This window comes from Jiella flava (assembly GCF_017349315.1).
Lineage (GTDB): Bacteria > Pseudomonadota > Alphaproteobacteria > Rhizobiales > Rhizobiaceae > Jiella > Jiella flava.
The window spans coordinates 133810-147262 of the sequence record NZ_JAFMPP010000005.1 but is presented as its reverse complement, the minus strand read 5'-3'; the positions used below and the strand labels follow the sequence as shown (position 1 = coordinate 147262).

At 65.5% G+C, this 13453-nt stretch carries 10 protein-coding genes; 3 read left to right on the top strand and 7 right to left on the bottom strand.

The genetic code is table 11. From position 1 onward, the window contains the following. A complete protein-coding gene (locus J1C48_RS07920) occupies positions 1-327 on the bottom strand; it encodes a conjugal transfer protein TraD (RefSeq protein ID WP_207257287.1) in 327 nt (108 codons plus the stop codon). Between the two features lie 181 nt (positions 328-508). On the opposite strand from J1C48_RS07920, the gene traA reads away from it, so the two are divergent. Both traA and J1C48_RS07910 read left to right on the top strand, forming a co-directional pair. Further along, positions 509-3529, top strand: a complete 3021-nt coding sequence (gene traA / locus J1C48_RS07915; RefSeq protein WP_207257286.1) for a Ti-type conjugative transfer relaxase TraA — start codon at positions 509-511, stop codon at positions 3527-3529. Between the two features lie 131 nt (positions 3530-3660). Beyond that, positions 3661-3867 carry a helix-turn-helix transcriptional regulator gene (locus J1C48_RS07910; protein WP_207257285.1) on the top strand — a complete coding sequence of 69 codons (207 nt, stop codon included), beginning with the start codon at positions 3661-3663 and terminating at the stop codon, positions 3865-3867. A 27-nt stretch (positions 3868-3894) separates the two neighbouring features. On the opposite strand, the gene J1C48_RS07905 is transcribed toward J1C48_RS07910, so the two are convergent. The 5 genes from J1C48_RS07905 to J1C48_RS07885 all read right to left on the bottom strand — a co-directional run bounded on the left by J1C48_RS07905 (position 3895) and on the right by J1C48_RS07885 (position 9657). Then, positions 3895-5244, bottom strand: coding sequence for a tyrosine-type recombinase/integrase (locus tag J1C48_RS07905; RefSeq protein ID WP_207257284.1), 1350 nt, complete (start codon positions 5242-5244; stop codon positions 3895-3897). A gap of 220 nt (positions 5245-5464) precedes the next feature. Beyond that, positions 5465-7021 (bottom strand): glutamine-hydrolyzing GMP synthase, encoded by a 1557-nt coding sequence (guaA, locus tag J1C48_RS07900; protein WP_207257283.1) that lies wholly within the window; start codon positions 7019-7021, stop codon positions 5465-5467. 89 nt (positions 7022-7110) lie between these two features. Further along, positions 7111-7773 (bottom strand): 5'-methylthioadenosine/S-adenosylhomocysteine nucleosidase, encoded by a 663-nt coding sequence (locus J1C48_RS07895; RefSeq protein ID WP_207257380.1) that lies wholly within the window; start codon positions 7771-7773, stop codon positions 7111-7113. Between the two features lie 119 nt (positions 7774-7892). After that, complete coding sequence (locus J1C48_RS07890; RefSeq protein WP_207257282.1) at positions 7893-8342, bottom strand: TspO/MBR family protein; 450 nt, start codon at positions 8340-8342, stop codon at positions 7893-7895. 10 nt (positions 8343-8352) lie between these two features. Further along, positions 8353-9657 carry an RsmB/NOP family class I SAM-dependent RNA methyltransferase gene (locus J1C48_RS07885; protein WP_207257281.1) on the bottom strand — a complete coding sequence of 435 codons (1305 nt, stop codon included), beginning with the start codon at positions 9655-9657 and terminating at the stop codon, positions 8353-8355. A 276-nt stretch (positions 9658-9933) separates the two neighbouring features. On the opposite strand from J1C48_RS07885, the gene J1C48_RS07880 reads away from it, so the two are divergent. Further along, positions 9934-11085, top strand: a complete 1152-nt coding sequence (locus J1C48_RS07880) for an acyltransferase family protein (protein ID WP_207257280.1) — start codon at positions 9934-9936, stop codon at positions 11083-11085. Positions 11086-11152: 67 nt separating this feature from the next. On the opposite strand, the gene J1C48_RS07875 is transcribed toward J1C48_RS07880, so the two are convergent. Then, positions 11153-13450 carry a trimethylamine N-oxide demethylase gene (locus J1C48_RS07875; RefSeq protein ID WP_207257279.1) on the bottom strand — a complete coding sequence of 766 codons (2298 nt, stop codon included), beginning with the start codon at positions 13448-13450 and terminating at the stop codon, positions 11153-11155. Positions 13451-13453: the final 3 nt, after the last annotated feature.

The window sequence follows — 13453 nt, the reverse complement described above, 5'->3', positions numbered from 1 at the left end:
TCATGCCGCGCCCGTTGCGCCTGATGCCGGTTGCGCGCCGCTCGATTGCGTTTGAGCGCCGCCACTGTCGCGCTCAAGCGCTGATGCAGATCGCCGTGATTTTCCCCGAAACCATGCCGCGCCGCGCTTGGCCCATGCCTCCCTCTTTGCGGCATCGGTGGTTTCCGCCAGCACGATCAGCGCGCCCGCCAGTTCGTCGGCGGTGAGCGTGTCGGCTCCGGTGGCGATCACCAGTTCGCCGAGTTGCTGGACCTTGCGTGTCTTGAGGTCTTTGGCCTTGTCTTCGAGCGCCTTCAGTTCGGCGTCATAGTCGCGTGGCTTGCGCATCAGGGTCTCCAATCGTCTCTGCAAGTTGCCGTTGGAGCGATGATAGTGGAGCGCCACGAGGAATGCTGTATTGTCGCCGGGACAGTCTGACACGGCGCGGGCAGTCCCGAGAATTTCATTTCGAGGGCGCGCTTATACGTCGTTCCGACGTGCGCTTTTCCGTGCTGATGTTGGGATCGCGATGGCGATCTATCATCTTCACGTCAAGGTCATTGGCCGCAAGGCAGGCTCCAGCGCGGTGGCGTCCGCCGCCTACCGCTCGGCCTCGCGGCTGCGCGACGACCGGCTTGAACGCAGCCACGACTTCTCCGGCAAACGCGGTGTCGTCCATTCCGAGGTCATGCTGCCGGAGAACGCGCCCGAGTCATGGAGCGACCGCGAACGGCTCTGGAACGATGTCGAGGCGTTCGAAGTCAGGAAGGACGCCCAGCTCGCCCGCGAGGTGGAGTTCGCCCTTCCGCGCGAGATGACGCAGGCCCAGGGCGTCGAACTCGCCCGCGACTTCGTGCAGGCCGAATTCGTCGATCAGGGCATGATCGCCGATCTGAATGTGCATTGGGATATCGGCGAGGACGGCAGCCCCAAACCCCATGCCCATGTCATGCTCACCATGCGCAGCGTGGATGAGAACGGGTTCGGTTCGAAGGTGCGGGACTGGAACCGCACGGAGATGGTCGAGCGCTGGCGGGAACGCTGGGCCGATCACGTCAACGAGCGGCTGGCCGAACTCGACATCGACGCGCGGATCGACCACCGCAGTCTGGAAGCGCAGGGCATTGGCCTTGAGCCGCAAAGCCAGATCGGCGCGCCCGCGCAGCGCATCGAGGGCGAAGGGATCGAGGCGGCGGATCGCGCGGAGATGCACCGCGAGATCGCGCGTAACAACGGCGTGCGGATCATCGCCGATCCCTCGGTGGCGCTGGACGCGATCACCCATCAGCAATCGACCTTCACACGGCGCGATATGGCGATGTTCGCGCACCGGCACAGCGATGGGCTGGACCAGTTCAACGCCGTCATGGGCGCGATGCGTGGCGCGCCCGATCTGGTCGAACTGGGCAGAGACGGACGCGGCGAGGACCGGTTCACCACACGCGAGATGATCGAGGCCGAACAGCGCCTGCACCACGCGGCGGCACTGATGGCCGAGCGGGACTTGCACGAGGTCAGCGACCGCGACAGGGAGGCGGCCCTGGTCCGCGCCGAACGACGCGGGCTTGTCCTGTCCGGCGAGCAGGCCGAGGCGCTGGCGCATGTCACGGACGGGCGCGATCTCGGCGTCGTCGTCGGTTATGCCGGAACGGGAAAGAGCGCCATGCTGGGCGTGGCGCGCGAGGCGTGGGAAGCGGCGGGCTATGAGGTTCGCGGCGCGGCGCTCTCCGGCATCGCGGCGGAAAATCTGGAGAGCGGATCAGGCATAGCCTCGCGCACCATCGCCAGCATGGAACATGGCTGGGGACAGGGCCGCGACCTGCTCACGGCGCGCGACGTGCTTGTCATCGACGAGGCGGGCATGGTCGGCACGCGGCAGTTGGAGCGTGTGCTGTCCCATGCGCGGGAAGCCGGAGCCAAGGTCGTTCTGGTCGGCGATCCGCAGCAATTGCAATCCATCGAAGCCGGTGCCGCCTTCCGGTCGATCCATGAACGTCATGGCGGTGTCGAAATCAGCGAGGTGCGCCGCCAGCGCGAGGACTGGCAGCGGGACGCCACGCGCGATCTGGCGACCGGCAGAACCGGTCCGGCGATCCATGCCTATGACGCGCACGATATGGTGCATGTGGCCGAGACCCGCGAGCAGGCACGCGGCGACCTTATCGACAGATGGGACCGGGAGCGGCAGTCGTCACCCGACAGCAGCCGCATCATCCTCACCCACACCAACGCCGAGGTGCGGGAGTTGAACGAGGCGGCCCGGAGCCGGATGCGGGAGGCTGGCGATCTGGGCGAGGACGTGCGCGTCACCGTCGAGCGCGGGACCAGACACTTCGCCGCCGGGGATCGCGTCATGTTCCTCGCTAACGAGCGCGGGCTTGGCGTGAAGAACGGGACGCTTGGCTCCATCGAGCAGGTCAGCCCGCAGGCCATGACGGTTCGCACGGACGATGGCCGCAATGTCTCGTTCGACCTGAAGGATTACAACAGGATCGACCACGGCTATGCCGCCACGATCCACAAGGCCCAAGGCATGACGGTGGACCGCACCCATGTTCTGGCCACGCCCGGCATGGACGCCCATGGCAGCTATGTCGCCCTCTCGCGCCATCGTGACGGCATGGACCTGCATTATGGCCGCGATGACTTCGCCAGCCGGGACAGGCTGGTCAACGCCCTGTCGCGCGACCGGGCCAAGGATATGGCGACGGACTACAGCCAGGCCGAACCGGCAAGGGATTATGCCGAGCGGCGGGGCATCAGCTTCCGCGAGCGTGTCGCCGAGATCGTGCGCAAGGTGCCGGAGACGGTGCGCGGCATGTTCAACGGCCTGCGGCTCCCCACAGCATCCATCGACAGGGCGACACCCGGCATTGACGGGACGCAGGAGCCGAACACAGCTTCGCCGGTTCAGCCGCAGGCGGATGCGCCGGAGAGGGCCGTGGCGGTTGATCCTGATGCCGCCATGCGCAAGGCCCGCACCGATGCGCTGATCCGCCATGCCCGCGCCGCCGACGCGATCATCGAGGCGAAACGCGAGGGCCTGACGCCTTCCGCCGAACAGCGGCGCCAACTCGGTGCGGCGCGGGATGCCTTCAATGCCGTGCGCCCGAATGGCTGGCAGGATGCGGAAGCCGCTTACAGCAAGGACAACAGTCTCGCGCGCGAGGCCGGAACGGGACGCATCAACCGCACCATCCGCGCCCTGCAGCTCGAAGCCGAAATCCGCACCGGACGTGGCACCGGGCGGGATGCCGATCCGGCCCGCGATCCGAGCCTGCGCGCCGACCGCTTCGTGCAGCGCTGGCAGGCCCTCGACCAGACCAGCCAGCGCCAGTACCAGGCAGGCGACATGTCCGGCTACAAGTCCACGCGGGCCGAGATGGGCAATATGGCCAAGAGCCTTGAACGCGATCCGCAGATGGAATCCATCCTCGCCAACCGCAAGGCCGAGCTTGGTATCCAGATGGAGAGCGGACGCCGGATAGGGGCGGCGCTCGCCTTCGCGCACGGCATCGACATGGGCAGGGGACGCGGGATCGGGCTTTGAGAACCGTCCTATTCACCGCCGATACTTCGCCACAGTACGCCGACACCTGAACACCTCTTGCGCAGGAGGAATGCATTGCTTCGTCTGGTCTCTGCAATCACCACAGACAACCAGCAGGAGGCACCGCAGCCATGCATCAGCCAGACCGTATCATCCGCATGAAGACCGTCCTTGCGCGGACCGGTCTGTCGCGCTCGACCATCTACCGCAAGATCGCCGAGGGCACGTTCCCGGCCAAACTCAGGATCAGCACCAACGGCACCGGCTGGCATGAATCCGATATCAACCGCTGGATCGAAAACCCCGTCGCGTGGCGAGTCACCAATGACAATGACTGACAGAAAGGGTTTGCGATGCATCTCCGGTCAGAGATCGTCGTCCAGTTCATCATCGTGGACCTCGGCTGCAAGCCGTTTTGCATCTGCGATCAACTCTTTCGCGGATTCGCCCCTCACCCAAGCGTCAACCATATCGGCCCAGCATTGAAGCATAATCTTCCGCTCGGCGAGGTAGCGATTTACGTTGTAGACGGCGGCGATCCGGTTGCGTGGCGCGTGGGCCAAGCTCATCTCGATCCAGCGATCATCGAACTTGGCGCGATTTAGGCCCGTCGAAAACGTGCGGCGCAGGTCGTGAACACCGAAAGTCTGAAAGTCAGGGTCATCTTTCCGGATGCGCTCTACGGCGGTGTCTATCACGCGGTTGAGCGTGGCGTTGCTGATGGGCGTATCACCATCGTACCGGCCAGGATGCAGGTATCGGCTGGCACCGAACATGGTGCGGAACGCAGTCAGAATATCAAGTGCCTGATCACTCAACGGAACGACATGCGCCTTGCCCGCCTTCATACGCTCGGCCGGAATTGTCCAGCGCGCGGCGGCAAAGTCGATTTCCGCCCATGTGGCGTCGATGAACTCCGACTTGCGAACACCGGTCAGCAAGACAAACTTCACCGCTGAGCGCAAGGTGGGAGCCGCCGATACGTGATCCAAAGCCGCAATAACCGCACGGACTTCGGACGGCGAAAGGGCGCGGTCGCGTGGTTCGAATGTGGCAATGGCGCTGGTGCGGATCGACTCGGCCGGGTTGCTTACATCCAGCCCGCTTCCTTGAGCGTGGCGGAACACCAGCAACACGACTTCGCGGACATGAACGGCAACGGCCGGTCCGCGCTTCTCCTTGACCTCGTCGCACAGACGTTTGAGGCGCTGCGGCGTCACTTCTCCCAGCTTGAGTTTCGACAACTCGCCCGCGATAGCGCGATCATAGACCGATCGGCGCATCGCCAAGGTGCTGTCAGCCAGCTTTTCGGCCCCCGATTTGGGATCGGCCTTGTGCTTGAAGTAGGCTTCCGCCCACCCGCCGAACGTCAACGCCTCGGCTGACGCGGTGCGCTTCTCCACCTTGGCCTTCGACGGCGACTCTCCACGCTCGACCTGACGCCGAGCCCGGGCCAGCAGCGTCCTCGCCTCGGCGAGCGACACCTCCATTCCGTATTCCAGCGCATCGGGTGCCCGTGTCAGCTTGCGCGCCGCTTCGGGGCTATATCGGCCGATGGTCAACACCTCCTGCCGCCCGTTCACCCGGTACTGATACCGGAACGAGATGACCCCGGTCGGCGTGACGGCAGCGTGCATCCCGTCGCGGTCCGTCACCTTGTACAGCTTGGCCTTTGGCCTCAGATTTTTCAGTTCTTTATCAGTGAGATCGCCCATAAATCCGCATCCGGTCTGGGGGCAAACAGATACCAACAACAGCAACGTTGGTACTGAAGACCCGTTTCTCGACCATCCTGCGCCATACCAACATCACTACCAACAAAGTGGCTAGGTTGGGGTGACATGCAGCGATACGGGGTGGGAAAAATAATCCTTATCAGTCAAATAGATCGTGCGGCTTTTGGCACGGAGCGAGATGGTCTGAAACGACCTTAGATCATTCCCACTCGATGGTTCCCGGCGGCTTCGACGTCACGTCGTATACCACCCGGTTGACGCCGCGCACTTCGTTGATGATGCGGGTGGCGGCCTGGCCAAGGAAGTCCATGTCGAAGGGGTAGAAATCCGCCGTCATGCCGTCGACCGAGGTGACGGCGCGCAGCGCGCAGACGAATTCGTAGGTGCGCCCGTCGCCCATCACGCCGACGGTCTGGACCGGCAAAAGCACCGCGAAGGCCTGCCAGATCGCATCATAAAGGCCCGCCTTGCGGATCTCGTCGAGATAGATCGCGTCCGCCTCGCGCAGGATCCGCAGCTTGTCGCGGGTCACGCCGCCCGGGCAGCGGATGGCAAGACCCGGCCCCGGGAAGGGCTGACGGCCGATGAAATGCGCCGGCAGACCGAGTTCGCGGCCGAGCGCCCGCACCTCGTCCTTGAAGAGTTCGCGCAAAGGCTCGACGAGCGTCATGTTCATCCGTTCGGGCAGGCCGCCGACATTGTGATGCGACTTGATCGTCACCGAGGGTCCGCCGGTGAAGGAGACGCTTTCGATCACATCCGGATAGAGCGTGCCCTGGGCGAGATAATCGGCGCCGCCAAGCTTGGCGGCTTCGGCCTCGAAGGTCTCGATGAACAGCCGGCCGATGGTCTTGCGCTTGACCTCCGGATCGCTCTCGCCCTCCAGCGCGCCGATGAAGGTGTCCTGCGCCTCAACATGAACCAGCGGCATGTTGTAGTGGTCGCGGAACATCGCCACCACGTCCTCGGCCTCGTTGAGGCGCAAAAGGCCGTGATCGACGAAGATGCAGGTCAGCTGCTCGCCGATCGCCTCGTGGATCAAGACCGCCGCAACGGAGGAATCAACTCCCCCCGACAGCGCGCAGATGACTTTTCCGTCGCCGACCTTGGCGCGGATCTCGGCGATCGCCTGCTCGCGGAAGGCCGCCATCGTCCAATCGCCAGCAAGGCCAGCGATCTTGTGGACGAAGTTCGACAAGAGTTTGGCCCCGTCCGGCGTGTGGATCACCTCCGGATGGAACTGCACGCCGTAGAACCGCCGGCTCTCGTCGGCGATCGCCGCAAAGGGCGCACCGGGCGAAGCGGCGATCACTTCAAACCCCTCGGGCAGCACGGTCACCCGGTCGCCATGGCTCATCCAGACCTGATGGCGGGTGCCCTCGGCCCAGATCCCCTCGAACAGCGGTGACGCCTGTTGGACCTCGACAAAGGCCCGGCCGAATTCGCGATGCAGGCCGCCCTCGATATGGCCCCCGAGCTGGGCGCACATGGTCTGCTGGCCATAGCAGATGCCGAGAACCGGCAGCCCAGAATCGAAGATCGCCTGAGGCGCGCCAGGCGCATCCTCGTCGGTCACCGAGGCTGGCGAGCCGGACAGGATCACCGCCTTCGGCTTCAGGCGGTAGAAACCCTCTTTCGCCGATTGGAACGGTACGATTTCGGAATAGACGCCGGCCTCCCGCACACGCCGCGCAATCAGCTGCGTGACCTGGGAGCCAAAGTCGATGATGAGGACGGTGTCGGGGTGCGCTGTCATGGCGGACTCATAAAGAAATCCGGCCCCCTTGAAAACCCAATTTTGCGCGATAGCGCCAAGCGTTCGAAATTGCAGCATTTCCCCTGCCGCTAGAGGGCCAGCAGGCCCGAATCGATGGTGATTTCCAGCCGGTCGACGGCATCGGCGAGCTTGGCGTCGATGACGTGCAGCAGCGTCGCCCAGTCATCGTAATGGTGGAGGTCGGCCGCGCCGTCGGAAATCCCGCGCAGGCCGACAAGCGGCAGCGAAAACCGTTGGCAAGCTCTCAGAACGGCGAAGGTTTCCATGTCGACCATGTCGGCGTCGATCGCGTCATAAGCGGCGCCGGAGACGATGTTCGCGCCGGTCGAAAGGCGCGCGGCGGCAAGGCTCGGGATCGGCGCCGGCAGCGGCGTGTCGACCGGATGATCGAGAAACGGCGTCACGCCTTTCGCAAAGCCGAGTGGGGAGGCGTCGATGTCCCGCCAGGAGACCGACGCGACCTGATAGACCGCGCCTTGTTCGAGGCTGCGCGAGCCGGCCGAGCCGAGCGAGACGACGAGATCCGGCAAATGGCCGGCGGCCTGGAGCGCATGCAACGCAATCCCGGTGCCGAGCGCCGCCTCGACCGGCCCGACGCCGGTCATCAGCGGCCGGATCCTTGCCTTGAGCGCGGCGCCATATTCGGCCTCGGCCGCCATGACGAAGAGCACCTTGCGGCCACGAAGCGTGGCCAGCGAGCAGTCGAGCATGGTCAAATCATCGTCGCTCATCGCTGCCTCTTCTGACGCGCCCTCGCCCGGCCCGTCTTGCCCGAGCCTTGCCCGGTTGAGGACCACCATGACCGCTCCTTTGTCACATATGACAACGACGCGATGCACCGGCAATCGCTTCAGTTCATCCACCACAAAGCGGCGTTGAGCAGCGTCGCATAGGCGACCCAGACAAGATAGGGCAGAAACAGCCAGGCCGCGGTCCGCTCGCGCCTCCAGCAGAGCCCGGTGAAGCCGGCGATCGCCGCCAGCAGAGCGATGATGACGGCCAGCGCCCAGCCGAGCGCATGGGCGGTGAAGAAGATCGGCGGCCAGACAAAGTTGAGCGCCAATTGCAGCCACCACAGCCCCTGCATCGCCTTGTCTTTCGCTCGCCAGACCCGCCAGCCGGCGATGCCGATCAGGATGTAAAGCACCGTCCAGACCGGAGCGAAAATCCACGTCGCCGGGTTGAAGGCGGGTTTGTCGAGCCCAGAAAACCAGCCACCGGTCTCGACCGTCAGACCAATCAGCGCGCCGCCGCCGACCGTGAGGACCAGGAACGCGATCAGGGCAAGAGGGCGTGGCATTGTCGACAGCTCAAGCCTTTTCCAACAACGCGAAGAAGAAGCCGTCCGTGCCGGTACGATGCGGCGTCATCGTCAGGACGCTGCCGCCGACAAGCGGCGTCACCCGGCATCGCTCAAGCTCATTGTCCGACAGAGCCGCGGCCCAGCGCGCACCGGCATCGGCGACGGTGAACCCCTTGTCGACGTGGCGCTGCAGAAAGGCCGCGATGCGCTCGACGTTTTCCTCGGCCAAAAGCGAGCAGGTGACATAGACCAGCCGGCCACCATGACGCACGAAGCGCGCCGCCCGATCGAGCACGGCATCCTGCTCGGCCATGCGTTTTTCCAACGCGCTCTCGGTGAGGCGCCATTTGGCGTCCGGCCGCCGTCGCCAGGTGCCCGATCCGGTGCAGGGCGCGTCGACGAGGGTGAGATCCATACCGCCGAACAGCCCGGCCATATCCTCGCGCGGATCATGGACCTGGACGTTGCGGGCGCCGGCCCGTTTCAGCCGTTCGTGGATCGGCGCCAGGCGCTGACGATCGGCATCGGTGGCATGGATCTGACCGGTGTTGTCCATCATCGCGGCGAGCGCCAGCGTCTTGCCGCCGGCTCCGGCGCACAGATCGAGCACTTGCTCGCCGGGCTTGGCACCAGACAAGGCCGCCGCCAGCTGCGAACCCTCGTCCTGCACCTCGAACCAGCCCTTTTGAAAGCCCGCCTCGACCTGAACATTGGGATGGCGCCCGGCGCCTTCGATCGCCGCGATGCGCAGGCCCTGCGGCGCGAGATCGGCCGGCGTGGCGCCAAGCGGAGCCAGCGCCTTCAACACCTTGTCGCGATCAGCCTTCAGCGGATTGGCGCGAAGGTCCAGCGGCGGACGTTCGGCCAAGCTTGCGGCCTCCACCCCCCAATCCGCGCCGAGCCCGCTTGCCAACCGGCCGGCGAGCCAATCCGGCACATCGGCGCGAACCGCCTCCGAAGCCGTCTCAAGATCAGCCGCAACGAACCCTGCCAGCCGCTCTGACGGCGGAATCGCCGGCGCGAAACGATCGCCGGCGAGTGCCGCGGCCAACGCCTCGGGCGTCATCGACAAACCCTCCAGCACCGCCGCGATACCGAGCGCTGCGGCGCTATCGTCGCCCATGCGAAAGCCGAAGGAGCGCTTCTTGCGCAGCCCATCATAGACGATGTTGCCGATCGCCGCCCGGTCGCCGGAGCCGGCGAAACGGTGGGACAGGCCCCAATCCTTCAAGGCGTCGGCGACCGGCCGACGCCGCGCCTCGACATCGCCAAGCACCTCGATCGCCGCCGCAAGTCGCCCGCCTAGACGCATGGCGCCAACGCGTCGGTGAGAAGGGAGGATGAGGTCATGGGGCCCTGCCAAAGGTTTGCCGATCACACGGGAAGCCGCCGCGTTTATCACTGCCGCCACGGGGCGGGCAAATGTGGCGGCCGCGGAGTAGGCCAGCCATCGCCAAAAGGCGGACTTTCAGCGGCGCCGAAATGGGCCGAGGGTCGATGGCCTGCGGGATCATCCCCCGCCCATCGCCGAACGGCGCGCTTCGGCCCGCCTGGCGCCCTATCCAAGCTCGGAGGCCAGCACCGCCCCATGCCCCGATCCGCCACGGACAAGCAGGTCTCCTTCAACCGAGCGACCCATGGCCTGAGGGGCATCGCCTCCGTCATGGTCTTCCTGGCCCATCTCATCGGCGGCACCGCCGAGCATATCTATGCCGGACGCGCGGATTACGTCGACGGGGTCGCCCCCTTTTGGAATTTCGGCACCTACGGCGTCTTTCTGTTCTTTGTCATCAGCGGCTTTGTCATCCTACCGAGCGCGCTGCGTTATTCGGCCAGCGAATTCGCCGCGCGCCGCTTCATGCGGATCTATCCGCTGTTCTTCGTGCTCTCGCTCGTCTACGTCGCGCTCAACGCGCTGACCCATGTCGAGCCCAAGACCAACGATCCAGGCGCGATCCTCGCGGCTCTGACCTTTGTCAACATCTTCACCCGCACCCTGCAGCTGACACCGAACGCCTGGAGCCTGACCTTCGAGGTGTGGTTCTATGTGATGACGGTGATCGGCGTGATCGTCTTCGTCAAGACGCCGAGCCGCACGGCGCAAATCCTGCTGCTCGTCTTTGTCGGCTATTTCCTCTCACGCTTTCCGAGCGCCTTCTATTTCATCGGCGGGCTTTTGGTGCGGGTTATCGCAGATGGCACAAAGCTGCTGCAGCGACCGCGGCCGGTCCTCGAAGCCATCGCTTTTGCCGCCCTCGTCGCCCTCGCCTCGCGTGGCCACTGGGGCTATCGCTGGTCGGACATGCACAATCCGGTGCTGCCGGCGCTGATCGTCGTGACCACCGCCTATTTCGCCCTCGCCATCGCCCCCGGCAGCCTGACCGCGCGGCTGCTCGACAATCGCGCGGCGGCCTGGCTCGGCACGATCAGCTACAGCCTCTATCTCGTCCACCCCTACACCTATCTCGCCACGCGCATGAGCTTCGCCCATCTCGGCTGGTTCGGTGACACCATCACGCTCAGCATGACCGCCTTCATTGCGGTCACCACCCTCGTCACCCTGCCCGCGACGATCCTCGCCCACCGGCTGCTTGAGCGGGCGCCCTATGAATGGGTCTTCAAGCAACGCGTCTTCGCCACCGGCAGCGCGCGCCCGCTTCGGCTTTGGCCACGTCCCCGCGCCGCCCGCGCCGCCCGCGCCGAGAGCGCCGAGAGCGCCGAGAGCGTCGGACGCGGATAGGGAGGTGATTGACACCCTTTCAAAACAGGACATGCATGGTTTTCGACGCGCATGAGCGGCGGCCGTGTCATTCCCGCTCGGCCGCCCAATCGGCCCGCACGCGGGTCTTTTGCGGATCATAGTGCGGAAACGGCACGACGACGGCCGGCAGCTTCTTGCGATGGCCGTCGCGCTTGCCGATCTCGACCGCCGTTCCGATCGTTGCCGCCGCGACGTCGAGCCTTGCAAGCGCAATGGTTTTGCCGAGCAGCGGCGAGCGCGTGGCGCTGGTGACGATCCCGATCTCGGCTCGCCCCTGATGCACGCTGTCGCCATGGGCGACCGGATCGTTGCCGGCGATGTCGAGTCCGACCAGCACACGCTGCGGCGCGGCCCGGCGCTGGGCGAGCGCCACGTCGCCGACATAGGGGTCGTCCAGGCGCTGCGGCACGGTGAAGCCAATGCCGGCCTCGAACGGATCGGTGGCATCGCAGAACTCGAAGCCGGCAAAGGCCAGCCCGGCTTCGATCCGCACCATATCAAGCGCCGCCAGTCCCATCGGCGCCAGGCCATGGGGCTGGCCCGCTGCCCAGATCGCCTCCCACACAGCCTCGGCCCCCGTCGGATGGCACCAAACCTCAAAGCCGAGTTCGCCGGTATAGCCGGTGCGCGACACCAGCACCGGCGCCTCGCCGATCCGCCCGATGGTGAAGCGAAACCAGGTCAGTTCCTGCAGTGCCGGCTGCCGCGGCAGCGTCTGCAGCACGGCGGCCAGAATGTCCCCCGAACGCGGTCCCTGGACGGCGAGATTGTTCAGTTGATCGGTCGAGCTGCGCACGAAGGCATGGAGGCCATGGGTCTTGGCCAACTCCCGCAGCCAGAGGCCGCAGGCCTCGTCACCGCAGACAAAGCGGAAATTGTTCGCGCCGAGCCGGAAGATCGTGCCGTCGTCGATCATCCCGCCATGGGGGTAAAGCAGCGGCGTATAAACCACCTGCCCGACGGCGAGCTTCTTGACGTTGCGCGGCACTGCGCGCTGCAACAGAGCTTCGGCGTCCGGTCCGGTGATCTCGAACTTGCGCAGCGCCGAGAGATCCATCACCACGGCGCGCTCGCGGCAGGCCCAATATTCGGCGATCGGCCCGACGGCAGAAAAGCATGTCGGCAGCCAGAAGCCGCGATAATCCTCGAAATTGCGGGTCAGCCGGCTGATCGGGCGGTGAAAGCCGCTTTCACGGCACAGGCGGGGCTCGGCCTCGGCACGCATACGATGCGCCTTCCCTTTGACAAAGCTCGACCGGGCGCCGTCATAGACCCTGAGGTGGATGTCCGTCGGCTCCCAGCCATTGGCGGGATCGATATCGTCGGCGCAGGAGGACGAGGCGCAAACGAGATCGCGCAAGGCCCGCAGCAGGACATAGTCCCCCGGCCGCGACCACGGCTCGTCCATACCGATGCGATCGTCGCCGCCGACGCTGGTGTTGTAGAAGAAGTTGATCGCCGGCCAGCCGGCCCGCGGCTTGACACCGTGGGGAGCGAGCACGGCATTGAAATTGTCGGTGCAATTGGCGTGGCCGGGATAGCCCATGTCGGCGTAATATTTGGCCGTGCAGGCGAGGAGAAACGTGTCGTGTCGGCCGACCGTGTCCTGCACGATCTCGATCAGCGGCTGCATCCGGCGATCAAAATATTTGGCATGCAGGCCGGGGGTGGCAAAGCTTGTGCCCATCAACGTGCGGGTGGTGGTGGCATCGAGGTCGAATTCCGTGCCAGCCTCGAGCGCGGCCGCGTCGAAGGCGAGAAAATCGGAACACTGGCGGCCGTCGACATCGATGATCTGGATGTAATCGCCGGCCTTCACCCGGTAGGCCGCGGCGGTGGCGGCAGCAATGCGCCGATCAAGGCTGACCACCCCGCCGGCGAGCGGCGGTGGGGCAGCGCTTGGCGAGCCATCGCACGGCACGATCTCGACGATCAGATCGCTTGGCGCATCCTGCGCGTCCGGCGCCATCGCCGGTCCGGGCGCGACAACCGCAAGCCGCACCGGCCCCGACGCCACCAGCATCGCCGACGCGCCTGCCGCCTCGCCCTTGGCTAGCAACAGCCCCGACTGCGTCCGTGCGGCCGGCGACCATTCGGCCGGCCTTCCCCAGTCTTTCGAGACAAGCACCGGCGGCGCCGCATCGAGACCGGCCAGTTGTCCCGGCCCGAAGGCGTGGATTTCGGCGGCTTGAAGCCCTTCGGGATCGGTAACCGTCAGCCGGTCGCCATCGGCCAGTTCGAACAGCCCATGGCCGCCACCAGCGATCGCGATTTGCGCCGGCCGCAGCGCCTGGATCGGCTCCGGCCGCGCCTTTCCCGCCCGTGGCAGCCAAATCCTCTCCATCCG

Coding starts and splice junctions, on each gene's coding strand:
- J1C48_RS07880 (WP_207257280.1), top strand. CDS start 9,934: ATGCCCCGATCCGCCACGGACAAGCAGGTCTCCTTCAACCGAGCGACC.
- J1C48_RS07905 (WP_207257284.1), bottom strand. CDS start 5,244: ATGGGCGATCTCACTGATAAAGAACTGAAAAATCTGAGGCCAAAGGCC.
- J1C48_RS07885 (WP_207257281.1), bottom strand. CDS start 9,657: ATGCGTCTAGGCGGGCGACTTGCGGCGGCGATCGAGGTGCTTGGCGAT.
- J1C48_RS07890 (WP_207257282.1), bottom strand. CDS start 8,342: ATGCCACGCCCTCTTGCCCTGATCGCGTTCCTGGTCCTCACGGTCGGC.
- J1C48_RS07910 (WP_207257285.1), top strand. CDS start 3,661: ATGCATCAGCCAGACCGTATCATCCGCATGAAGACCGTCCTTGCGCGG.
- J1C48_RS07920 (WP_207257287.1), bottom strand. CDS start 327: ATGCGCAAGCCACGCGACTATGACGCCGAACTGAAGGCGCTCGAAGAC.
- traA (WP_207257286.1), top strand. CDS start 509: ATGGCGATCTATCATCTTCACGTCAAGGTCATTGGCCGCAAGGCAGGC.
- guaA (WP_207257283.1), bottom strand. CDS start 7,021: ATGACAGCGCACCCCGACACCGTCCTCATCATCGACTTTGGCTCCCAG.
- J1C48_RS07875 (WP_207257279.1), bottom strand. CDS start 13,450: ATGGAGAGGATTTGGCTGCCACGGGCGGGAAAGGCGCGGCCGGAGCCG.
- J1C48_RS07895 (WP_207257380.1), bottom strand. CDS start 7,773: ATGAGCGACGATGATTTGACCATGCTCGACTGCTCGCTGGCCACGCTT.